Raw genomic sequence first — 20,909 nt, forward strand, 5'->3', positions numbered from 1 at the left:
GAAGCAACGACGGTGCGGGCCTTTCTGGTGTTCTGCCGGTTGTCCAAAAACCGGGGTTACTGAAGAGGCACACCCTCATTGCCGGCAGTGCGGAACGGGTCTCCCAATCCAAGCCAAGGCAGACAAAGCGAACCGAAGCCGGGCAAGGCTAGGTTCACCGCCGCGTGACGCACGCTCATGGTTCCGGGGTCTCCACCGGCTGGTTCCATGAAAATGTGATCGCGCCTTTGTCCACCGCGGATTCCGCGGCCGATGTCGGCCGCGCCGCAGCTTGATTTCGCGCGCCTGAAAGCCGCGCATTCGCATTGGAGAGACCCATGGCCACGCAGCGCATCCTCGACTTCCTCGCCACCCGACGTCCCGAAGGCCCTTGCCTCGTGCTGGACCTCGACGTCGTGCGCGAAAATTTCCATGCCTTCGAAAAGGCGCTGCCGGATTCCAAGATCTACTATGCGGTGAAGGCAAACCCCGCGCCTGAAATCCTGCGCATGCTTGCCTCGCTGGGCTCGTCCTTCGACACCGCTTCGGTCGCCGAGATCGAAATGGCGATGGATGCCGGCGCACCGGCCGAGCGCATTTCCTTCGGCAACACCATCAAGAAGGAGCGCGACGTTGCGCGCGCCTATCAGCTCGGCATTCGCCTGTTCGCCGTCGATTGCGTCGAAGAGGTCGAGAAGATCGCCCGCGTCGCTCCCGGCGCCCGCGTGTTCTGCCGCGTGCTGACCGATGGCGAAGGTGCCGAGTGGCCGTTGTCGCGCAAGTTCGGCTGCGTGCCGGCGATGGCCGTCGACGTGCTGCGCCATGCCAAGGCGCTCGGCCTCGACGCCTATGGCGTGTCGTTCCATGTCGGCTCGCAGCAGACCGACCTTGCCGCCTGGGACCGCGCGCTTGGCGACGCCAAGGCCGTGTTCGAGACGCTGGCTCAGGAAGGCATCACGCTGAAGATGGTCAATATGGGCGGCGGTTTCCCGACCCGCTACCTCAAGGACGTGCCGACCGCGCGTGCCTATGGCGAGGCGATCTTCTCGGCCCTGCGCAAGCATTTCGGCAACCGCATTCCGGAGACGATCATCGAGCCGGGCCGCGGCATGGTGGGCAATGCCGGCGTCATCAAGTCGGAAGTCGTGCTGATCTCGAAGAAGGCCGACAACGACAATGTGCGCTGGGTGTTCCTCGACATCGGTAAGTTCGGCGGTCTCGCCGAGACGATGGACGAGGCGATCCGCTACCCGATCGTCACGCCGCGCGATGGCGATGCTGTTGCACCTTGCGTGCTCGCCGGCCCGACCTGCGATTCGGCCGATGTGATGTACGAGAAGGCGCCGTATCCGCTGCCGCTGTCGCTGACCATCGGCGACGAAGTGCTGATCGAAGGTACCGGTGCCTATACGACGACCTACTCGGCGGTCGCCTTCAACGGCTTCGAGCCTCTCCGATCCTACGTGATCTGACGGGCTTAACAGCCCCTCAGGTCACCCCGTTCGCCGGCGGATTTTTAGCCGGCGACGGGTTTGCTCGTGGAACAATCTCCGCTTGTGAAGGATTGCGGATATGGAAGTCTCTGAAATCACCGGCAAAGCGCCGGCATTTGTAATCATCGCTGAAACCGCAGCCGACGTGGCGGCGCGCGAAGCGCTGCTCGACCGCGCCATGGGCGTGAGGCGCAAGAAGAAGTCGTCGGAGAAGCTGCGGCGCGGTCGTCGCCCGTCCGAAGGGCTGGCTTTCGTCGCGCGTGACGCCGAGGGCATGGTCATCGGGACGGTGCGGCTGTGGGACGTGGCGTTCGCACAGGATGTCTCCCCCCTTGAGGGGGAGATGGCTGCGAAGCAGCCAGAGGGGGTAACCTCAGAAGGCACCGCAAGAGCGTCGAGCACTGCCGCGACAACCCCCTCCGCCGCCTTCGGCGGCACCTCCCCCTCAAGGGGGGAGGGTACGGCATTGCTTTTGGGCCCGCTGGCCGTTGACCCGTCGATCAAGAATGGAGGTGTCGGCTCGGCGCTGATGCGGCAGGCAATCGGGGAAGCACGGCGGCTTGGCCATCGCGCGATCCTGCTGGTCGGCGATGCGCCTTATTATGCGCGGTTCGGCTTTTCGGCCGAGAAGACCGGTTCGCTTGCGATGCCCGGCCCCTATGAGCAGCATCGCTTCCTGGCGCTAGAGCTTGTCGAGGGCGCGCTCAACGACGCTTCCGGTGTGCTGAAGGCTGCCGGTCGCAAGCAGAAGAAGACCGAGCGGTTGCAACTCGCAGCCTAGGGTATGTTGATATTCACGCCATGACGGCCTGCAACCTGGATCTCGACACATCCTGAAACGGCCATAAACGAAAAAGCCCGGCAGCTTTGCAGCGCCGGGCTTTTTGTTTGTTTGGTCGTTCGGTCAGATGACCTGGCTGAGCGCCATGGCAACGGTCATGTCGCCCTCGACCTTGATCTTGCCGCTCATGAACGCCATCGTCGGGTTCAATTCGCCGGCAACCAGCGACTCCAGGTCGTCGAGGCTGAGCTTGATGGTGCAGTCGGCAGGCGCGTCGGTGGTCGAGATGCTGGCACCGTCGATGACGATCACGCCGTCGCCGCCGGTATCGAACTTGACCGAGCGGTCGAAGCCGGAGCTTTCCACCTTGGACCGGATTTTTTCAACAACAGCTTCTACGCTCATGGCAATGCTCCCTTGTCTCGTATCGCGCGCAGGCGCGCCGTTTTCAGATGTGCCTCGGCATTTGCCGCAGCACCGTAAAGTGTCGGAAACCGTATAGCGTCTCGTTGACGTAAACGTCAATGGAGTGAATTGGTTGCCGCTCGCTAAATAGCGCTTGGTCTTAATGCGCGGCTGCCGGCGTGGCCTCGGGCCGGGTGACCTCGCGGCGGCGCAGCGACTTGTCGCGCGTTTCTTCCCGGGACAGGAAGTCGATCTGTTCGACGATGACTTCGCTGATGAGCTTTTCGCCGACGCGCTTGTTGACGCTGTCGCGTACGCCTGTCCGGAATGTGTCGAGATTGAAGTTCTCGCGCTTGGAGAAATCGATCTGCGGATTGGCGTAGAGGTAGGTGTAGACCTCGTCGACGATCAGCGATTGCGCCGGCACCGACAGCTTTTTCATCTGTGCCGGGTCAACGGTGTAGACGAGGCGGGTCAGGAAATAGCCGTCGATCGTGGCCTTGCTGAACACCGGGACCGAGATGACTTCCGTCCTGATATAGTCCAGGCCGCCGAGAAGGGCGGGCGTGGCGGCCGCATCGGACTTGGCGCTCGACGTCTGGAACGAATAGAAAACCGCGCCGAGCGTGGCGAGGCAGATCCAGACGGCGGCGACAATGAATTTGATCAACGGGCGGCCCACCCGAATTCGCCTTCGGAATAGGTACCGTCGGCATCGGCGCGCTGGATCACGTTCTGCATGAGCGTTGCGATCTCGCTCACTGCGCCCATATGCGCCTGGATCACGGCGGCGTTCGTCGCCAGCTTGTCACGCAGCATCTTGATGCCGTCGCGATGCTCGGCGAGAAGTTCGGGTTCGCCGACGCCCCGGGTGGCGCGGGTGAGTTCGTAGAGGTAGCGGCTCTTGCGGACATTGGAGGACTTGATGTCGAAGCTGCCGCCGGCACGGATAGCGGCGGTTTCCTCCTCGACGGCTTCCACGATGCGCCCGATGATCGCCGACAGATTGCCCATACGCGCGGCCGGTTCGGCCCGCGTGCTGCGGGCCGGCAGATTCTGGACGGTCGGCTTCTGTTCAGTCATGTTCGAATATCCCTAGAAATTAGATTTTTGTCTTTGCCGAAATGGCTGCCTGATCTTCCGAAAGGCTTTTTGCCATTTTGCGCTGAAGTTCCTGGACGAGGGCGGTGGAAAGCATCGTCTGCTTGTCGGTCTCGGCCTTTTCAGGCCCGCCTGAGACTGGTCCGACGGCGACCTTGTTCTTGCCGTCGACATAGTGGTCGCCGAGCACGCGGTCGGCGATGCCGATGCCGCCGCGTTCGGCCATGACGTCGGCGATCTTGCCGGCCATCATCGACTTCCACATGTCGCCGGCCATGCCCTTGCCGTAGACGTTTTCGGCGTCCTTCGGCAGCATGTTCTGGATGAAGGTCTGCAGCACCATCGCCTCAAAACGCTTGAAGGAATCGGGCGTCTTGGCCTGTTCTGTGCCGGTCTTGAAGCTGCCGGAAATGCCGGTCTCGCCGAGCGAGAACGACGCGACGGCACTGCCACCCACAGCACTTCCACGCTTGGCCAGTTCGGCGCGAGCCGTTTCCAGATTGGAAGGCTCGACCGCGCGGGCAACGTCCAGAACGATGTCGCTGGGTGGGGAAATCGCCAAGAAAAACTGTCCCTTATCCGACTTTTGAGATGCCGATCATGGACGAGCAAGCTTGTGGCAACCTTACTTGTCGTCGGAGGTGGCGTTGCGCTCGATGATGTCCAGCCGCTCGCGGTCGGCGGTGTCGCGGTCGACCTGGCGCCGCACGTCGCGGTAGGCGCGCTCGACCATATTGGTGCGGGCCGTGGCGGTCGCGACCTTGTCGGCTTCGCTCCTGGCCAGCTGTACGTTCTCTTCCTGGCGGGCCAGCGCCTTGCCGATGCGCTGATGGTAGATTTCGGGGAACATCGACGACATCGAGCCTTCGGAATCGAAGCGCTCGACCAGTTCCGCGGCCTCGTTCTGTGCGGCCACTGCTTCCGACACAAAGCCGGCGTGACGGGTTTCATGCAGCGCCTTCAGCTGCTCCTGCACCTTCACCAGCTTCCGCAGCCGTTCCTTGCGCGCGCTCAATGCCTCATCTCCCGATGGTGGTGGTGAGGAAGCCGTCGGCGAACAGGCTGAGCAGCGTGCCGATGGAGAAATAGAAGATGACGAGCCCACCGGCGATGACGAAGGGCAGCGAGATGAAATAGACCGGAATCTGCGGCGTCAGCTTGTTGACGAAGCCGATGGTGAGGTTGACCAGGATAGCATAGGCGATGAACGGGCTGCCCAGCCTCAGCACCAGCAGAAAGCTTTCCGACAGCGTGTCGGTGACGTCGACCAGGGCTGCCTGCGGGTTGAAGAAGACGTCGAGCGGGGCGACGCGGTAGGAGGTGACCAGCGCCTTGATGATCTCGTGATGGAAATCGAAGACGAACAGCAGCAGCAGCGCCGAAAAGGTGATGATCGAAGCCAGTGCGGGCTGGGCTTCGTTCTCTTCGATGGCCATGCCGGACATGCCGCCATAGCCGATCAGCATGGCGACGGCCGTGCCGATGAAACTCAGTGCCATCATGTAGAGCCGGGCCATGATGCCGATCAGCGCGCCGATAAGCAGCTCCGACGCGATCATCGGCACCAGAAATTGCGGGCGGCGGTCCATGAAGGGGACGATCTGGTCCCAGAGATTGACAAGAATAGCGCCGGTGGCCGCGACCGCCACGAACAGCCGGATCTGCAGCGGCACGCGCGCGCTGGACAGGCCGGGCATGATCATGAAGCAGCCGCCGACGCGGCAGAACGCGATGAATGCCGCAAGCACCACGCTTTCGGCAGTGATCGTCACGATATGGTTCCGAGCACCCGGATTTCGACGCCCTTGGCGATCTCGACATGGGAAAGAACGGGCAAGGTGGTGAACAGCCGTTCGATGATCATGCGGACATAGGGGCGGGCATCGGGCGAGGTGACGAGGACGAAGCGTTCGCCGGCCTCGAGATAGCCGCGTATGGCCTTCGATGCGTCCTGGCCGAATTCCTCGAGCTGGCGCGGGTCGATGTCGAACTCGCGAACCTCGCCCTTGGCGTCGCGCTTGAGGCTCTGGTGGAAGGCAAGATCCCAGCGGTTGCCGAGACGCAGAACCTTGAGCACGCCACCCTCGGACAAGTCGCCGCAAATCTGCTGCGCCATGCGGATGCGGACATGCTCGACGATCTGCTCGGTGCGGCGCACATGCGGTGCGATTTCGGCAATTGCTTCGATGATGAGATGCAGGTTGCGGATCGACACGCGCTCGGCAAGCAGCAGCTTCAGCACCGCCTGCAGGCCCGGATAGGAGATGTGCGAGGTGCAGATCTCGTCGGCGAGCTTGCGGTATTCCTGATCCTGCCGTTCGAGCAGCGCCTTCATGTCCTTGTAGGAAAGAAGCTGCGGCAGGTTGTTGCGGATGACTTCGCTGAGATGGGTCAGCAGCACCGACATGTTGTCGGCGGAGGTGAACTGCTCGCGCTTGAGATCCTCGGCGAACATTTCCGGCACGGAATAGGCGCGCATGCCGAAAGCCGGCTCGCGCACTTCCTCGCCCGGAATGTCGGGGAGTTCGCGGTTGCCGAGAAGCACCATGATTTCGCCGACGCGCATCTGATATTCGGCGACCACCGTGCCATGAACCTTGATCTGATAGCTCTTGCTCGGGATGGAGAGGTCGTCGGTGAGGCGCACTTCGGGAACAACGAAGCCATATTGCTGGGCGAACTTCTTGCGCATCTTGCCCATGCGGAAGGCCAGTTCCTGGTGCGAGATCAGCAGTTTCGTCGAAAGCTGCTTGCCGATGAGGAGCTCGATTTCGGCGGTCTTGAGCGATGCCTTGATCGAGTTCTTTTCCTCTTCGTCCTTGGTCACCTGCGCCTGCTTCTGGACGGCATGGGCTTCGTCGACGCGTTGCTGCTCGCGCTTGGGAATGATGTAGCCGATCGCGCCCATGGCGGCGGCGAGCACGAAGAATGGGAACATCGGAAGGCCGGGCATGAGGCCGAGCACGATGAGCAGGACGGCAGCGACAAACAGCGCGCGCGGGTGGGCGCCGAGCTGGCCGAAGATTGCCTGGTTGGCGGAGCCGCGCGTGCCGCCCTTGGAGACGAGAAGGCCGGCGGCCAGCGAAACGATCAGCGCCGGGATCTGGGTGACGAGACCGTCGCCGACCGAGAGCTTGATGAAGACGTCGGAGGCTTCGGCCATGCCCATGTCATGACGGAAATAGCCGATGGCGATGCCGCCGACGATGTTGATGGCGGTGATGATGAGGCCGGCGATGGCGTCGCCACGAACGAATTTCGAGGCACCGTCCATGGAGCCGAAGAAGGAGCTTTCCTCTTCCAGCTCGCGGCGGCGAAGCTGCGCCGTCTTGTCGTCGATGACACCGGCAGAGAGGTCGGCGTCGATCGACATCTGCTTGCCGGGAATGGCGTCGAGGGTAAAGCGGGCGCCGACTTCGGCGATACGGGTCGCACCCTTGGTGATGACGATGAAATTGACGATGACCAGGATCAGGAAGACGATAAGTCCGATGACGAAATCGCCACTCATGACGAGTTGCGAAAAGCCGCTGATGACATAGCCGGCGGCATGGGTGCCGATGTTGCCTTCCGACAGGATCATGCGCGTGGTGGCGATGTTGAGCGACAGGCGTAGCATCGTCGCGATCAGAAGAATGGTCGGGAAGGACGAGAAGTCGAGCGGCCGCTGAATCCACAGCGCCACCATCAGGATCAGCACCGAAAGGGCAATGGAGAAGGCCAGGCCTATATCGATGAGGAAGGCCGGGATGGGCAGGAAAAGTACGGCCAGAATGACGACGATGCCGAGCGCGAAAAAGATGTCGCGTGCACTTTTCGCGGGGCTGCCCGACGGCATTGTTTCTGCGATGGCCATCTTATCTCCATGCTGCTCCCGACCCGTGCCGAAGTTGGCAATGGCCGATTACAGCATGACCCTAAACGGCCAAGCTTGCGCGAACATGGGAGGAGAAGGTCATTCCTCTTCCCGTCTACGGGGAGAGGGTCTCAGGTTCTAGAACCCGTTTTCGATGCGTTCGAAGATGACGTTGGTGAAGGACGAAATCTGCGCGCCCATGAACGGGCCGGTGAAGGCGACGACGAGCATGATGGCGATGATCTTGGGAACGAAGGTGAGCGTGATTTCCTGGATCTGCGTCAGCGCCTGAACCAGCGCGATGGCGACGCCGACGATCATTGCCGCCGCGACCGCCGGACCTGCGGCGGTCAGGACCGTCCAGATGGCGAACTGGACGATGTCGAGGGCGTCGGCTTCGTTCACGCTTCGCTCTGTTCGCTCGGCTTGATGACGACGCCGGGGCCAACGACGATCTCTTTGCCGCTTTCCAGCACCGCTACGATGCCGTCCGAATAGAGCTTCACCGAAGCGACCTTGCCGGAGAGCGTGCCGTCTGCCGAGGTGATGTTGCGCCCAATCAGAGCGTCGGCCTGAGACAGCGTCGAGGACGACAGCAGTGCATCGAGCTTGCTGTTGATCTGGACCGACTGCTCGACCTGCGAGAACTGCGCGAGCTGGGCGACGTATTGCGTCGAATCCATCGGATTGGTCGGGTCCTGGTTCTTCATCTGGGCAACCAGCAGGCGCAGGAAGGACTGGTAGTCGACTGCCGTCTTCGACGTCTGGTCGGTCGAGGATGTGTTGGTCGTCGACGTGGTTGGTGCGATTACCATGCTCATCAGTATCGTTCTCCTACGGCGATGGGGCGAGGCGCGGATGCTGCCGGAGCTTCCAGGGCAAGGGCTCGCTCTTCGAGACGGTATAGCCCGCGGAGCGCCTTGAGCGCCTCGTAGACGCGGTCTTCACTGACCATGCGATCCACTTCCTTGAGTGTGGAGCGTATTTCCTTGTCCTCGAAGCTTACCAGAAGCAGCGGCAGGGACTGGCGGAACATTTCGCGTGCCTGCACGGCGCCGGAAGGGTCCATCAGCATGACCTGGATCATGAAGTAAAGCTGGCGAAGCGGCGTGGAGGCATCCTCAGGCTGGAGGACGTGACTCTCAAGCAGGAACTGAACGTCGTTGAGGAGTTCCAGCGAAACCTTGCGGTCGACCTTGATGACGGCACCGTTGATGTAGATCTTCTCGTTCGGCTTCAGCGATATCTTCAACGTGCTTTTCATTGAATGCCGTCGCGGATTATCTGCGACACCTCGATCAGGCCTTCGAAATTGCTGGAGCGGCCCTGGCGCACCTCTTCGGTCTCGCGCAGCAGCCACAGCCCGATCGAGATCAGATTGGCGCGAAGTTCCTTGGGCAAGGCGTTGTCGGCGCTGCCGAGGTCCTCGATGAAAGTCGTCCAGAGCCGATTGGTGAAATGCAGCGCCTGTATCGCCTCCAGTGAGCCGACGCCGACGGTGCTTGCGGTGGCAAGCAGATCGATCGAGCGGTTCAGGAGCTGCTTTTCGCGATCCTTGGCGTCTGCGACTGAGTCGGTTTGAACGTCGGCGTATGAAAATTGATACATTTGAGGGGTCCGCCGGTTAGCTCAGGAATTTCAGAAGGCTGAGTTGCTGAATGCGTGCCGTGATGGCGTAGGACGTTTCGATGTGCGACAGGAGATCGGCGACCCGCGTGTTCGCCTCGAGAGGGTCGACGCCTTCGGTTGCCAGGATATGCTTTTCGATCAGTCCGGTCTGCGTGTTCAGGCGCTCGCTGGCGTCGGCGACCCGCTTCTCGGCGATACCGGTCTTCGACTGCAGATTAACAATATCGCTGATGCTGTCGGACACCAAGGCCCAGGCTCGGTCGACCAGTGCCTTGCGGGCATCAGACGGGAGATCGCCCGACATAAGTTCGCTGATCATCGTCGTGGCCATGGCCAGCTTGCGAAAGCCATCATTGTTGGCGCTCGCCGACGTCTCGGTCGTCTCGTTCAGCGAAATGCGGCTGCTGATGCTCTGGTCAGAGGCGTTCGACCAATTGTCCCAGCCTGCGCCCGTGAACTGCGGCTCGACATAAGTGTCCAGGAAAGCGTTCATGTCGGCAGCGGTCGGAAACGGGTCGGCAGGATCCGCCCCGGTATCTGCCAGATATTGTGCGTAGGCGGCGTCATAGGCGGCCTTGGCCGGTGACCCGGGTGCGGAATAGTCGTTGATCGGCTTGGCATCGGTATTAACGCCGGCAAATATGAATTCGCCGTTCACGCCGGTATTCAGCACCGAGGTCATCGTTTTCAACGCGTCGGTGGCCATATCCTTGGTGACGCTCGCAGTGGAATCGCCCGTCATCGCGGTGTGCAGGATCGACAGGAAGGACTGTGCCGCCGTCGAGACCTGGCCGAGGGCATTCTGAGTGGCAGTCAGGCGCGTGGTGGCCAATGCGTTGGAAGCAACGATGCCTTTCATGCGCTCGACTTCCCGGTTGAAGGTAACCGATTGCGACGTGCTCGCGCCGAGCGCCAACCCCTTGTCGGCGAAGAAACCGGTTGCCTGCTCCTTCTGCGCGTTTACGAGCGCGGCCTGCGTTTTCATCAAGGAATAGCGCATGGCCTGGTTGATGGCTGACGAGGAAACAAAACTGGCTTTCATCGTATTACCTCACTGCCGCCAGCAGGGATGCCAGCATTTCGTCGACGGCCTTGATCAGGCGGGCCGACGCCGAATAGGAATTCTCAAGTTCAAGCAACAATGACATTTCCATGTCGACATTGACGCCGGTGTCGTTGGATAGCGCCTCTGCCGTGCGGACGGCCAGCGCCTCCTTGGACTCGGCTGCCGTCGAGGCATCCTTGCGCACTCCCTGGAACCAGCCGATCGAATTTGCCGAGTAGGTTGCAAGGCTTACCGAGCCGCCGATGCCTGTGGCGGCATCGAAGGCCATCGGCTCGTCCATGCGGTCGCCATATTTGATGAGAAGGTCGGTATAGGATGTGCCGCCTTCAGTGTTGTGGACGTAGCCGGCACCGTTGGCGCCGCCGTCACGCAGATATTCGGGATTGCTGACGAAGGCCGCATTGAGCGAAATCTGCCCTGCGAGCCCGTTGACCAGCGTGCCGTCCGCCGGCATGGCGGGCGCGCCGGGCCATGTGAACAGGCCAGGTGCGTCGGCAAGAACCCCGTTCGGATCGGTCTCGGCGAAAGCGCTGATGAGGCCGCGCGCGATTTCGTCCATCTGGCTCTGCATCGTGGTGGCGACGCTGTCGCGCAATTGCAGAAGCCCGGCGATCTTGCCGCCGGATGTCGTGTTGCCGCCCGATCCCATGGTGACGGGCACGCCGTCGATATAGACCTTGTTGCCGGGAGTGCCCGACGCATAGGCGGCCGAAGGCTCGAAGCTGATGCTGCGCGGCACGGTCTCGAACAGCGTCGTGCCATCCGAGGTCATGACGACCATATCGTTGTTGCCACGCGTGAAGGTGGAGACGGGAACGTATTCCGAAATCTGCTTCAGAAGCGCATCGCGCTTGTCGAGCGCATCGTTGACGTCGCGGCCGGACGCGGTTCCCGAGACGATTTCCTTGTTGGCGGCCTGGAACTGGGACAACAGGCTGTTCAGTTCGTTGACCGCTGTGGAGATCTGCTGGTCGGTCTCGACACGAAAGGTCTGGATCGCCGCCGCGCCGTCATTGAGGCTGCGCACCACATTGCGCGCGGCGTTAATGGCGTTGTCGGCGAGCGTACGGTTGGTTGGAGTAGCGGAGTAGGTCTGCAGCGCCTTCTGTAACTCGGTGATGGAGGTTGCAGGCGAAAGCGCATTGTCGACGCCATCGACTGCGAGGCTGAGCCGGTCCATGCCGGTATAGACGGTTGTCTGGCCGCTCCAGGAGGAGACGGCCGACAGGTTCTGGCGGAAAAGCTGCTCGTTGGTGGCGCGCTGGATGACGACGACGCGCGCCCCGGGAGCGGTGCTGGAAAGCACGGCGGTCCGGCGCGCATAGTCCGCGTTCTTCTCTTCGGAAACGTTTCGCGAGACCACGCTGGTCTGGCGGCTCGTATTGAGAAGGGAATTCTGGGCGATGCTGAGTGCGCTGGATAACGACATGCTTTATTCCTGTTCGGCTCGTCTGGCCGGACTACCTCTTGAGGTTGACGAGGATGTCCATGAGATCGGCGCCAGTCTGAAACACTTTCGAATTGGCGGTGTAGCTGCGCTGGGACTCGATCATGTCGGTCAGCTCCTGGGCGATGTCGACATTCGACCCTTCCAGAGCACCGGACACGACCTTGCCCCTGCCGCTCTCGTTGGCGAAGCCCATCTGGACGACGCCTGAATCGGCGGTTGGCGAAAACACGTTGCCAGGCAGTACCTGCATCATGTCGGGGCTCTGCACGGTGGCGATCGGAATGCGGAAGATCGGCTTTAGCGCGCCGTTTTCGTATTTGGCATAGACGGTGCCGTCGTCGGAAATCTGCACGCCTTCGATGCTGGCAGGTGGGGCGCCGTCGGCTTCAGCCGAGACGACGGTGTAGCTCTTGTCGAGCTGCGTCATCTTGGACAGGTCGATCTTGATATCCTGTGTCGGCGGGCCGGGGATCGTCACGGTCACGTCGAGCGGCGTGGTGGTCAGCTTGCCGTTCGCAGGGTCGAACTCGAGGGTCTGGGTGCCGACCAGTTCGTCGCCGGTATAGGGGAATGAGGTGTCAGCTGCCGCGTCGGACTGCTTGTAGATCGCGACTTCCCAGGTGTTGTCGGCGGTCTTGGTGTAATAGACGTCGAGGAGAACCTCGCTGCCGAGACTGTTGTAGGTGACCAGCGACGACTTGGCCGAATATTTCGCCGTGGCGGCATTCGCCGATGGCAGGTCGGCCGGGTCGACGATCTCGGCATCCAACGGCAGATTGGCGGTGAAAATGCCGGTGGTCGATGGGATTGCGACTAGATCCGTCTGATTGATGGTCACGGGAACCAGTCCGCCGAGGCCGTTGGCGACAGCGCTGGGGATGCCGTTTTCGTAGCTGTAGCCCATGAGCTGGAAGCCGGCGGCGTTAACAAGCTGTCCTTGTGCGTTGGGCACGAACGAGCCGGCGCGGGTCAGCACCGGCGATCCGCCTGCGCCCTGCACGACGAAGAAACCGTTGCCGTTGATGGCAAGATCGCTGCCGGAGGTGGTGTACTTCATGTCACCTTGCTGGCTGATCGAATTGCGAACCGTCGTGGTGACGCCGCCCGACGTATAGTTGCCAGTGGTGGAAGGGATGATCAGCGAGGAAAATTCCGTGCTCGCGCGCTTGTAGCCGGTGGTGCTGGAATTGGCGATGTTGTCTGCGACGGTGGAAAGGCGGTTTGCCTGGGCGTTCATGCCCGACACGCCCGTGCGCATCATTCCATACAAGCTCATCGAAAAGTCTCCTGATTATCCGGACCCTGGGTCAGGAGAAGGCTATATGGTTTGACTTGCGCGAGGCTGGCGCGGTGCAGCCGCGAGGAGAATTCGAGCACAGGGCAGGGCGCACGCGCGGCATCCGCGTTGAGCTGAGAGCCGGCACCGAAGGGCGCGGCTATCCTGTGCGGAAGACCTCTCATCCGACGATCAGCCGGTAGCCGAGGAAGCGCTTGGAATCGACCGGGTCGAAGCCGAGCTTCTCGCGCAGCTTCTTGCGCAGCTTGCTGATGTGGCTCTCGACGACGTTCTCTTCGACCTCTTCGTCGAAGATGCCGTAGATGGCGTTGAAGACCTGGGTCTTGGTAACGCGGCGGCCGCTATTGCTCGCCAGATATTCGAGGATGCGGCGTTCGCGCCGGGGCAGCGGCAGCGGTTCGCCGGCGATCTCAGGGTCGCGGCCATCGGTGAAGATGCGCATCGGGCCGACCTGGGTGAAGCTTGCTTCTTCCTGGGCCCGGCGCCGGATGGCGGTGATGCGGGCGAGGATTTCGCGGATGTGGACCGGCTTGCGGATGACGTCGTCGACGCCGGACTCGAAAAGCTTGAGCGTGTTTTCCAGGGAATGCTGCTCGCTGAGCGCAATCACCGGAGCGCCGGAGCGGTCGCGTATCTTTCGCGGCAGCACCACATCGCCGCCACAATCGCCGATCAGGAAAGCGCGGACTGATTTGAGATCGGCTTCAGCGACGCTTTCGACCCACTCGCCGAATTCGCTCGACCGGAAGCCGGCGCTTGCGACGCCTTCCCTGTCGAAAAGTGAATGATATCCCTCTGTAACGAGCTGTCGCTCGTCTACGATTACAATCATCGACCCGCCCCCGAATCAGCAAGAATGCCCTGACGGGGAAGTGGTACGCGTTGCCGCGAATCATGAAAAACCGTTAAATCTTGTAGCTAGTTTCTTGGGAGTCGGGAATCGGAATGGTTGCATCCCCCGGTGGTGCTCGCGGCGTTTGATTGTGGCGCGGGAAATGCACGCGCTTGGCGCCCAACAGGTATGGCCACCATCAAATTCTGTTCGAACAGCGGTACAACTATGGGGCGCAGAAAGATCGCGCGTTGCCGGTCCATTTGCCAAAGCCGGTGGCGACCATGTTGGCGATGACGCGGCAGACATAACGCTTCTGCGCCGGGTCGTTGTTGGGGCCGGCATGATAGCGCGCAACCGCCATCGACCAGGTCATGTGCCGGGCATGAAGCTGCGCCAAAAAGCGTGCCGCATAGTCCACGTTCCGGCCGGGGTCGAGCATTTCAGCGACGCTGCGGAAATGCTCGCCGTGATAGTGGTGGTTGATCTGCATGCATCCCAGATCGATCAGCTTCGCCCCGCCGCGCCTTGCTGCATCGAAGGCCGCGAGTGCTTGTGCCGACGATGATGGGAAGACGGCTTTTCCTTCTATATTCAACGCGTTGGGCTGAAGGCTGCCTTTCCTGCCAGTCTCCGTCAGGCCAACCGCGTAGAGGATTCCAACCGGTACGCCATAGCGGTCGGCAGCGCGCAGGATTTCAGGCTCGCACGGATTTCCGGCTGCCAAAGCTGCTGATACGGCGCTAGATATAAAGATCGCTGCCAGTGCGGTTCGAAGAAGTCGATGCGCCATCACCAGTGCCATATGCGCCATCGTTGCCGTCCCTTGCCGATCGCTGTCCGCCGGATGTCTCGCCGTTGCCGCCGGACCCGGCAGAGCCGAACGACTGCTGGTCACGCGGCGCAAAGCCCGAGGCCATTGCGCTGCTGTCGGTTCGCGTCACCGTTTGCGATGCGACCTGTGGTTGCTGGACTGTCACGCGATCGATGTCGAGACCCATCGCGCGGAGCGATTTCACGATGGTCTCGCTGTCCGCGCTAAGGCGGCGGTAGGCATCACCGTTTTCAACCTGAATCTCAACCGTCAGTTGCTCTCCGGAGAAACGCATACTGGCCGTGACGACACCCAGTTCTGCGGGGTGCAGCTGAATTTTCAGGGTGTGCGCCGAAGACAAATTGGGTTGTGAGGCAAGAGGCCGGAAGGATGGGGCCGCCGCTTCGCGCCAACCGGTGTCGGAAGCAAGCTGATTGGCAAGTGCGGAAGCGGTCGAAACGGGTGATTGGGCGACCGGCGCGGGTATGTTCTGCTGGTTCACCACCGTCACGCGCTCGGCTTTGCCGTCCGACCGCCTGCCCGACGTATCCGCCTGCTGGCGGCCACGGCCGCCGGCCTCAAGGCTTTGACGGAGATCGTCGCCGACAGACGGGATTGCGGCGTCGGCGCCCTCTGCTGCTTCGCCGAGGGTCGTCGCTTGAGACAGCGAGACGGTGAGGGAGGCTGCCGTCGACTTGGCAGCGTTTTTCAGATCGGCGCGCGTAATGGAAAGGGTGGCCATCTCGCCGGAAACCTGTCCAGGCAACCGGAAATTGGCCGATGGTTCCTTGCCCTCGGCGCTGCGTGCCGCACGCGCGGCTTCGGCAAGCGATGCCGCATCGCCTTCGAGCGGGATTTTCGTGGCCGCCGAGGTCCCAGTGGCACCTGATTTTTCAGAACCGCTCTTTGCATTGCCGGACTGCTCGCCACGCGCTTCCAGCCTGCTTGCGACCATGAGCGCCGACAACGGATCGCCGACGGCTTTTGCCGAGCGAGTATCCGTGGCGCTATCAGCGTCGGTTCCGGCGGCGTCGTCTTCCGGCAGGGTTTCGCTCGAGGCATCGGTCTCTTCGGTGGTGCCCTTCAGGGCAACGTCGATGACTTTTTCGAATTGAGCGCCCGGGCGAAGCCAGCGTGCCTGTCCCTGTTCGGATGAAGCCGCCGGCGTTTTTTGCCGCGCAGCATTCTCCGGCTTGTGTAAGCCGATAGCGGAGCTGGAGGCCATTTCGCCGTCCTTTCCTTTCGTATCCGAAAATCCGACCACGCTGCCGAATGTGCTGCCGCTGTCCTGTCCCTTGGCGCCCGGCTTGCCCGATTTGCCTGACACCACCGGAACCGAGCCGGCTGACGCAGGAGCCTGATTGATGCCGATCGTCATTGCGCGTCTCCCAGCATCTTGTCGATTTCTTCCAGTTTCTTGCGGTTTGCGACCAGCTTTTCATCGGCGGGATCAGGCGGCGTTTGCGGGGCAGCCTGGGCTGGCGTGCTGTCGGCTAGGGCTACCGGTGGTGCCGAAGCTTCCACAATGTCCTGGGGCTGCTGTTCTTCGACCGCATCCAGCGGCAGCGGGTCGGCTTCGATCACCAGAGGGTCGCTGTCGTCGGCGGCAGCAGTGATGGGAATAGCCTGGCGCACCTCCTGCCGTGAAGGCGTGGGCAGCGTGCCGGTCATCTTGGAAGCAACGGCGGCAACCGCATCGAACAGCTTGCGGTCGCCTGCCGAAAGTTTGGCGCGGTCGATTTTTGCAAGCATGGCCCTGATTTCCGCATCGGTGCCGGAGGTCACCGAGGCAAGGCTGGCATAGAGCAGCGCACGCGGGTCTTCGCCGCCGGCAACTGCATCGCCGCCTGTGCCCTTCTCGGCTTTTGCCGAGGCAAAAGCGGACAGTTCCTTGTAACCGTCGATGCCGGCGACGCGGGCGATGCGCAGATAGATCACCCGCTCCTGTTCGGCGTCCATCATCGCGGTGATTTCGCTGACCTTGGCGAGGTCGATCGAATCGTGAAGGGCCATGACGCCTGCCACGAAGGAGTCGGCGAACTGGCTGGCATAGGGCGAGCGCAGATAACGCTCGACATATTGCGTGGAGGCGAGCGTGAAGCGCCCGGCATCGCCATGTGCGGTGGCGAGGCCGATGGAGCGGCGAAGCGCTGCTTCCTCGACCAATGTGCCGGGGCCGAGCAGGCGTGCCTGATCGAACAGTTTCAGTGCACCTTGCGGGTTGTCGTTGGCGGCGAGCGAGCCCTTGACCAGGGCCAGAAATGCGCCGAGTTCGGGCGGCTGCTTCATCGGATCGACGGGCCCGAGCGTGGTTCGCGCGCTGACCGCCTGACCGTTGAGATAGTCGAGCAAGCCCTTGCCGATGCCGAGGTTTTCTTCATCGAGCACGAGGCGCGAAAGCACCGTGTCGATCGTCGCCGGGTTGCCGCCGCTCATGGCATAGACCAGCATGGCGCGGTAGTTGCGTGGATCGTCGAAGCCGTCCTGCCCGGTCTTGCGCAGGCGCTCGTCTATCATTTCGAGCAGCTTGCGCTGCATCGGCAGCGCGGCATGGTCGCCCGATGCGATGCGGTCCTGCACCAGCTGCAGCGAACGCACCATCTGGAAGGGCTGGAGCTGGGTTTCGGCGCGCGCCAATGCGGGCAGGCTTGCTGCAAGCAGCGCCATACCGATCAGACCATGCAGCGGACGCGGGAGCCTCATCCGCCGTTCTCCAGCACGATCTCGATGCGGCGATTGGTGGCGGCCAGGGGGTCGGCAGCGTTTTTCGGCTTGCGGTCGGCGAAGCCGCCGACTTCGGTGACGCGGCGCTCGTCGAGGCCGCCGCGCACCAGCATGTAATAGGCCGAATGGGCGCGCGCGGACGAAAGCCGCCAGTTGTCGTAAGTTGCGTTCTTGAACGGGCGCGCATCGGTATGGCCGCTGATGGTGATCACGCCCTTCTGTTCGTTCAACGCCTTGCTGATCTTTTCCATCGCCAGGATGAGCTCGCGGCGGGGCACGGCAGAGCCGATCTCGAACATGCCGAAATCGAGCTGGTCGGTAACGGAGATGATCACGCCCTTGGCCGTTGCCTCGACCGAGATGCCGTCATGCAGCCTGTCACCGGCAGGGAAGGCGGCGGCAAGTTCCTTGCGCAGCTGTTCCGCCTTCTTGACGTCGGCAGCGCTCGGCTTGTCCTGCTTGGGTGCTGTCTCGGCAGGCTTCTCAGCGACGGGCTTTTCAGGCTTGGCTTCCGCCTTTGTCTCGGCCAGCTCTTGCAGCGGGGCGACATCCTTGGGAGCGGTGATATCTGCCTTGGCGGCTTCCGTCTCGGGCTTGGAACGTTCGGCGCTTGCCTCGGCCAGCGGCGTTACCACCTGCTGCGACCAGAAGTCCGGCGCGAACGGATCGCGGTAGGACTCGCCGCCCTCAGCACCAGTTGCCGGGCCGGCTTCCTGCACGCCGCCGTCGCCCTTGTCGCTGACATTCTGGCGCACGCCGGAATTGGCGGCGATCTCGGCCAGTACCGCATAGGGATCGGCAAAAAGGTTCTCGTCCGAGCGCTGGTCGGCGACGGCTGCATCGGCGGAATTCTGCTCCTTCGCCGGGCCGGAATTGGCGCGTCCGACGCTTTCGCCGGCGCTGGTCGAATCTTCCGGCTTTTCGGCGGGCAGGCCTTCGCTCTCGCTTTCAAGGCCGCGGCTACTGGTGGTGTTGTCCATCAGCTGCACGGGGTTGAAGTAGTTCGCGACGGATTTCTTCGTCTTCTCGTCGGCGGCGCTGATGAGCCACATGACGAGGAAGAAGCACATCATCGCGGTCATGAAGTCGGCGAAGGCAATCTTCCAGACGCCGCCGTGATGGGCGTCGTCCTCACCGCTGTGACCACGCCTGACAATGACGATCTCGTGCTTGACGTTGTCGATGTCCACGCTGCTCACGCCAGGATCTCCGAGATTGCCGTGGACCATTCGGCGATCCGCGTTTCGAATATATCGCCGTCAATCGTCACCGTCAGGTCGAAGCCGGGGGCCTCGACATAGTCGAAATTGTGCTCCCGCTCCGGCATGGCGGCCCTTAGGGCCTCGAACAAGGACTGTGGGCCGGAAACGCGGATGCGCACCGCTTCGGGATCGGCGGTGGCGGTCTTGATCGACAGGGCGAGCGCTTCGAGCGAACGCTTCTGGATATCCTCGCTCAGAATGCCGCCGACGATGCGCGCCGTCGCCGTGGTGGTGAGTTCGGTGACACGCGCTTCCATCTCAGCGATGCCGGCAGCCATGGTCGCGCCGGCTTCCTGCCCGAAGCGATGAAGAACCTCTTCCATCTCGGTGGCGTGACGCAGGCGTTCGGCTTCCATTTCGATAGCGTGTTCGGCAGCAAGACGCTCGGTCAGCGCGGCCTCAGCGCGCGCAACTTCCGCGCTGATCATGTCGGAGTAATCGGGGGCTGCATTCGACGGAGAAAAAACCGGGGAAGCCGCCTTGCGTGGCGGCTCTGGCGTGCGTCCGGGTTCGGCCGCGCGAACGGGGCTTTTGCCGAAATCCTGAAGAAGCTCGAAAAGGGCAAGCGCGCTCATCAGGCGGCTTCCTGATGAGCCCATTTGCGCAGGATGTGCGCGGTGCGTTCCTCATTGAGGTCGACCATGCGCGCAAGGCGCTCCTGCGGGGCGGGCCGAAGCTTGCGGCGCAGGTCGTCGAGCGGATTGGTGCGCGGCGGCTGCGGCAGGGCCTCTGCCTCGGCGTTGGCCGAGTCCGGTGTCGGCAGCGAACGCTGCACGTCGTCGAAGCTCGGGCCGGCGATCTCGGCAGGCTTGGTCAGGGAGGCCACCATCGGGCGCAGCCCGAAGAAGGCGACGAGGAAGACGACGATGACGAAGGCGGCCGCGTTGATGAGCGTGCCCGTTTGCTGGCCGAGCTTGTCCATGAAGCCGGGCGCTGCGATCTCGACGCCGTCGAGCCCATCGATGAACTCGACCGCCGAGACGTTGACCACGTCGCCGCGCGCCGTATCGAGGCCGGCTGCGGTGGAAACGACCTTCTGGATTTCGGCGATGCGGCCGTTGATCTGCTCTGCCGTCGCGCCTTCGCCGAGGATGGCTGCGAGACGCTGCTGGTTGACGACGACTGCCACAGACATCTTGGTCACCGTATAGCCGTTGCTGACGGTGGCGATGCGCTTGGAGTTCATCTCGTAGTTGGTGGTTTCCTCCTTGCGATCGCTGTTTTCGGAGGATTGCGGACCGTCGACGGCTGCGAGGTTTGCTTCCGGCAGGTTCTGCTCGACCGTGGCGGGTGCTGCGGCGCTGCGGCGGTTTGCGCTCTCATTGGCGCGCACGACCTGGACCGAGCGCTCGACGCGGGATTCCGGATCGAAGATGGTTTCCTCGGTCTGCCGTGTGTCGGTGTTGACGTCGGCCTTGACGCTGGCGCGGAAATTGTCCGGGCCGAGATAGGGCGTCAGGGCGCGTCGGATATTGGCTTCGATCTGCGATTCCACCGTCTGCTCGACGCCGAGCGAGCGGCTGGCGCTGGAATTGATCGGATCGTCGCCGGCAGCAAGCAGCGTGCCGGCGGAATCGAGCACGGTCACCTTCTCTGCATTCAGGCCGGGGACGGCGGCGGCGACAAGATGGCGGATGGACATCGCGCTCTTGACTTCATCGATGCCGGAGGCGCGGATGACGACGGAAGCCGACGGCTCCTGCTCGTCGCGGCGGAAATTGGCGCGCTCGGACAGAACGATGTGGACGCGGGCGGCGCGGATGCCATTGATGGACTGGATGGTGCGGGCAATCTCGCCTTCGAGTGCGCGCACGCGGGTGATCTGCTGCATGAAGGAGGTCAGCCCGAGCGAGCCGACATTGTCGAACAGTTCGTAGCCGGCATTGGCGCTGGTCGGCAGGCCTTTTTCGGCGAGCAGCATGCGGGCGGTAGCGGTCTTGCCGGTGGGAACGAGAACGCTGGTGCCATCGGAGCCGACATCGAAGCCGATGCCTGCTTCATTGAGCGCAAGACCGATCTGGTTCACGTCGGAACGTTCGAGCCCGACATAGAGCGTCTCGTAGGCCGGGCGGTTGAGATAGAAGGCACCGAGGCCGATGATGGCCATCACCAATGCGGCGACACCGCCCATTATTGCCAGCCGGCGCGGGCCGAAACCCTGCAGGTTCGAAAGAATGGTCTGAATTTGCTGCGGCACGGCTCAAAGGCTCCTGCATGTCT

Annotated in this window: 23 protein-coding genes; 2 read left to right on the top strand and 21 right to left on the bottom strand. The window is 62.3% G+C overall.

Translation table 11 applies throughout. From position 1 onward, the window contains the following. Window positions 1-317 precede the first annotated feature (317 nt). The gene (gene odc2, locus DZG07_RS07250; protein ID WP_119815548.1) at window positions 318-1,451 is read left to right on the top strand and encodes an ornithine/lysine decarboxylase; all 1,134 of its coding nucleotides are present in this window, start codon (window positions 318-320) and stop codon (window positions 1,449-1,451) included. A gap of 100 nt (window positions 1,452-1,551) precedes the next feature. Then, complete coding sequence (locus tag DZG07_RS07255; RefSeq protein WP_119815550.1) at window positions 1,552-2,253, top strand: N-acetyltransferase; 702 nt, start codon at window positions 1,552-1,554, stop codon at window positions 2,251-2,253. Between the two features lie 123 nt (window positions 2,254-2,376). Here DZG07_RS07255 and DZG07_RS07260 read toward each other — a convergent pair whose 3' ends face one another. The 21 genes from DZG07_RS07260 to fliF all read right to left on the bottom strand — a co-directional run bounded on the left by DZG07_RS07260 (window position 2,377) and on the right by fliF (window position 20,886). Continuing rightward, on the bottom strand, window positions 2,377-2,658 hold the full coding sequence (locus DZG07_RS07260; protein ID WP_091915223.1) for an SCP2 sterol-binding domain-containing protein: 282 nt from the start codon (window positions 2,656-2,658) through the stop codon (window positions 2,377-2,379). A gap of 160 nt (window positions 2,659-2,818) precedes the next feature. Beyond that, entirely contained in the window at window positions 2,819-3,328 is a 510-nt protein-coding gene (locus tag DZG07_RS07265; RefSeq protein ID WP_162931568.1) for a hypothetical protein, read from the bottom strand. Beyond that, entirely contained in the window at window positions 3,325-3,741 is a 417-nt protein-coding gene (locus DZG07_RS07270; protein WP_091915219.1) for a hypothetical protein, read from the bottom strand. Before DZG07_RS07270 ends, DZG07_RS07265 begins: the two co-directional genes overlap by 4 nt. 19 nt (window positions 3,742-3,760) lie before the next feature. After that, window positions 3,761-4,321 carry a rod-binding protein gene (locus DZG07_RS07275; RefSeq protein ID WP_091915217.1) on the bottom strand — a complete coding sequence of 187 codons (561 nt, stop codon included), beginning with the start codon at window positions 4,319-4,321 and terminating at the stop codon, window positions 3,761-3,763. 63 nt (window positions 4,322-4,384) lie between these two features. Further along, a complete protein-coding gene (locus DZG07_RS07280) occupies window positions 4,385-4,774 on the bottom strand; it encodes a hypothetical protein (protein ID WP_091915215.1) in 390 nt (129 codons plus the stop codon). Window positions 4,775-4,778: 4 nt separating this feature from the next. Further along, window positions 4,779-5,531, bottom strand: coding sequence for a flagellar biosynthetic protein FliR (fliR, locus tag DZG07_RS07285; RefSeq protein ID WP_091915213.1), 753 nt, complete (start codon window positions 5,529-5,531; stop codon window positions 4,779-4,781). Further along, on the bottom strand, window positions 5,528-7,615 hold the full coding sequence (gene flhA, locus DZG07_RS07290) for a flagellar biosynthesis protein FlhA (protein ID WP_091915211.1): 2,088 nt from the start codon (window positions 7,613-7,615) through the stop codon (window positions 5,528-5,530). The genes fliR and flhA overlap by 4 nt, the downstream gene beginning before the upstream one ends. Window positions 7,616-7,753: 138 nt before the next feature. Continuing rightward, window positions 7,754-8,020: a flagellar biosynthesis protein FliQ gene (gene fliQ, locus DZG07_RS07295; RefSeq protein WP_091915209.1), complete on the bottom strand. Its 267-nt coding sequence runs from the start codon at window positions 8,018-8,020 to the stop codon at window positions 7,754-7,756. After that, window positions 8,017-8,430 (bottom strand): flagellar hook assembly protein FlgD, encoded by a 414-nt coding sequence (gene flgD, locus DZG07_RS07300; protein WP_091915537.1) that lies wholly within the window; start codon window positions 8,428-8,430, stop codon window positions 8,017-8,019. The genes fliQ and flgD overlap by 4 nt, the downstream gene beginning before the upstream one ends. 5 nt (window positions 8,431-8,435) lie before the next feature. After that, window positions 8,436-8,879, bottom strand: coding sequence for a flagellar biosynthesis repressor FlbT (gene flbT, locus DZG07_RS07305; RefSeq protein WP_091915207.1), 444 nt, complete (start codon window positions 8,877-8,879; stop codon window positions 8,436-8,438). After that, on the bottom strand, window positions 8,876-9,223 hold the full coding sequence (gene flaF, locus DZG07_RS07310; protein WP_091915205.1) for a flagellar biosynthesis regulator FlaF: 348 nt from the start codon (window positions 9,221-9,223) through the stop codon (window positions 8,876-8,878). The genes flbT and flaF overlap by 4 nt, the downstream gene beginning before the upstream one ends. Window positions 9,224-9,239: 16 nt before the next feature. Then, complete coding sequence (locus DZG07_RS07315) at window positions 9,240-10,286, bottom strand: flagellar hook-associated family protein (protein WP_119815553.1); 1,047 nt, start codon at window positions 10,284-10,286, stop codon at window positions 9,240-9,242. A 4-nt stretch (window positions 10,287-10,290) separates the two neighbouring features. After that, complete coding sequence (flgK, locus tag DZG07_RS07320; RefSeq protein WP_091915201.1) at window positions 10,291-11,739, bottom strand: flagellar hook-associated protein FlgK; 1,449 nt, start codon at window positions 11,737-11,739, stop codon at window positions 10,291-10,293. A 31-nt stretch (window positions 11,740-11,770) separates the two neighbouring features. Further along, window positions 11,771-13,036: a flagellar hook protein FlgE gene (locus DZG07_RS07325; protein WP_091915199.1), complete on the bottom strand. Its 1,266-nt coding sequence runs from the start codon at window positions 13,034-13,036 to the stop codon at window positions 11,771-11,773. A gap of 181 nt (window positions 13,037-13,217) precedes the next feature. Next, window positions 13,218-13,889, bottom strand: a complete 672-nt coding sequence (locus DZG07_RS07330) for a response regulator transcription factor (protein WP_091915198.1) — start codon at window positions 13,887-13,889, stop codon at window positions 13,218-13,220. A gap of 226 nt (window positions 13,890-14,115) precedes the next feature. Further along, window positions 14,116-14,682: a transglycosylase SLT domain-containing protein gene (locus DZG07_RS07335; protein ID WP_119821492.1), complete on the bottom strand. Its 567-nt coding sequence runs from the start codon at window positions 14,680-14,682 to the stop codon at window positions 14,116-14,118. Then, the gene (locus DZG07_RS07340; RefSeq protein WP_119815556.1) at window positions 14,633-16,081 is read right to left on the bottom strand and encodes a flagellar hook-length control protein FliK; all 1,449 of its coding nucleotides are present in this window, start codon (window positions 16,079-16,081) and stop codon (window positions 14,633-14,635) included. Before DZG07_RS07340 ends, DZG07_RS07335 begins: the two co-directional genes overlap by 50 nt. Then, on the bottom strand, window positions 16,078-17,406 hold the full coding sequence (locus tag DZG07_RS07345) for a chemotaxis protein MotC (RefSeq protein WP_119815559.1): 1,329 nt from the start codon (window positions 17,404-17,406) through the stop codon (window positions 16,078-16,080). The genes DZG07_RS07340 and DZG07_RS07345 overlap by 4 nt, the downstream gene beginning before the upstream one ends. Then, window positions 17,403-18,626 carry a MotB family protein gene (locus DZG07_RS07350; RefSeq protein ID WP_162931570.1) on the bottom strand — a complete coding sequence of 408 codons (1,224 nt, stop codon included), beginning with the start codon at window positions 18,624-18,626 and terminating at the stop codon, window positions 17,403-17,405. The genes DZG07_RS07345 and DZG07_RS07350 overlap by 4 nt, the downstream gene beginning before the upstream one ends. After that, window positions 18,623-19,264, bottom strand: a complete 642-nt coding sequence (locus tag DZG07_RS07355) for a hypothetical protein (RefSeq protein ID WP_119815565.1) — start codon at window positions 19,262-19,264, stop codon at window positions 18,623-18,625. The genes DZG07_RS07350 and DZG07_RS07355 overlap by 4 nt, the downstream gene beginning before the upstream one ends. Beyond that, entirely contained in the window at window positions 19,264-20,886 is a 1,623-nt protein-coding gene (fliF, locus tag DZG07_RS07360; RefSeq protein WP_091915187.1) for a flagellar basal-body MS-ring/collar protein FliF, read from the bottom strand. The genes DZG07_RS07355 and fliF overlap by 1 nt, the downstream gene beginning before the upstream one ends. Window positions 20,887-20,909: the final 23 nt, after the last annotated feature.

It is taken from the genome of Mesorhizobium sp. DCY119 (assembly GCF_003590645.1).
GTDB lineage: Bacteria > Pseudomonadota > Alphaproteobacteria > Rhizobiales > Rhizobiaceae > Mesorhizobium_M.

Coding starts and splice junctions, on each gene's coding strand:
- odc2 (WP_119815548.1), top strand. CDS start 318: ATGGCCACGCAGCGCATCCTCGACTTCCTCGCCACCCGACGTCCCGAA.
- DZG07_RS07255 (WP_119815550.1), top strand. CDS start 1,552: ATGGAAGTCTCTGAAATCACCGGCAAAGCGCCGGCATTTGTAATCATC.
- DZG07_RS07260 (WP_091915223.1), bottom strand. CDS start 2,658: ATGAGCGTAGAAGCTGTTGTTGAAAAAATCCGGTCCAAGGTGGAAAGC.
- DZG07_RS07270 (WP_091915219.1), bottom strand. CDS start 3,741: ATGACTGAACAGAAGCCGACCGTCCAGAATCTGCCGGCCCGCAGCACG.
- flhA (WP_091915211.1), bottom strand. CDS start 7,615: ATGGCCATCGCAGAAACAATGCCGTCGGGCAGCCCCGCGAAAAGTGCA.
- flgD (WP_091915537.1), bottom strand. CDS start 8,430: ATGGTAATCGCACCAACCACGTCGACGACCAACACATCCTCGACCGAC.
- flbT (WP_091915207.1), bottom strand. CDS start 8,879: ATGAAAAGCACGTTGAAGATATCGCTGAAGCCGAACGAGAAGATCTAC.
- flaF (WP_091915205.1), bottom strand. CDS start 9,223: ATGTATCAATTTTCATACGCCGACGTTCAAACCGACTCAGTCGCAGAC.
- DZG07_RS07315 (WP_119815553.1), bottom strand. CDS start 10,286: ATGAAAGCCAGTTTTGTTTCCTCGTCAGCCATCAACCAGGCCATGCGC.
- flgK (WP_091915201.1), bottom strand. CDS start 11,739: ATGTCGTTATCCAGCGCACTCAGCATCGCCCAGAATTCCCTTCTCAAT.
- DZG07_RS07325 (WP_091915199.1), bottom strand. CDS start 13,036: ATGAGCTTGTATGGAATGATGCGCACGGGCGTGTCGGGCATGAACGCC.
- DZG07_RS07330 (WP_091915198.1), bottom strand. CDS start 13,889: ATGATTGTAATCGTAGACGAGCGACAGCTCGTTACAGAGGGATATCAT.
- DZG07_RS07335 (WP_119821492.1), bottom strand. CDS start 14,682: ATGGCGCATCGACTTCTTCGAACCGCACTGGCAGCGATCTTTATATCT.
- DZG07_RS07340 (WP_119815556.1), bottom strand. CDS start 16,081: ATGACGATCGGCATCAATCAGGCTCCTGCGTCAGCCGGCTCGGTTCCG.
- DZG07_RS07345 (WP_119815559.1), bottom strand. CDS start 17,406: ATGAGGCTCCCGCGTCCGCTGCATGGTCTGATCGGTATGGCGCTGCTT.
- DZG07_RS07355 (WP_119815565.1), bottom strand. CDS start 19,264: ATGAGCGCGCTTGCCCTTTTCGAGCTTCTTCAGGATTTCGGCAAAAGC.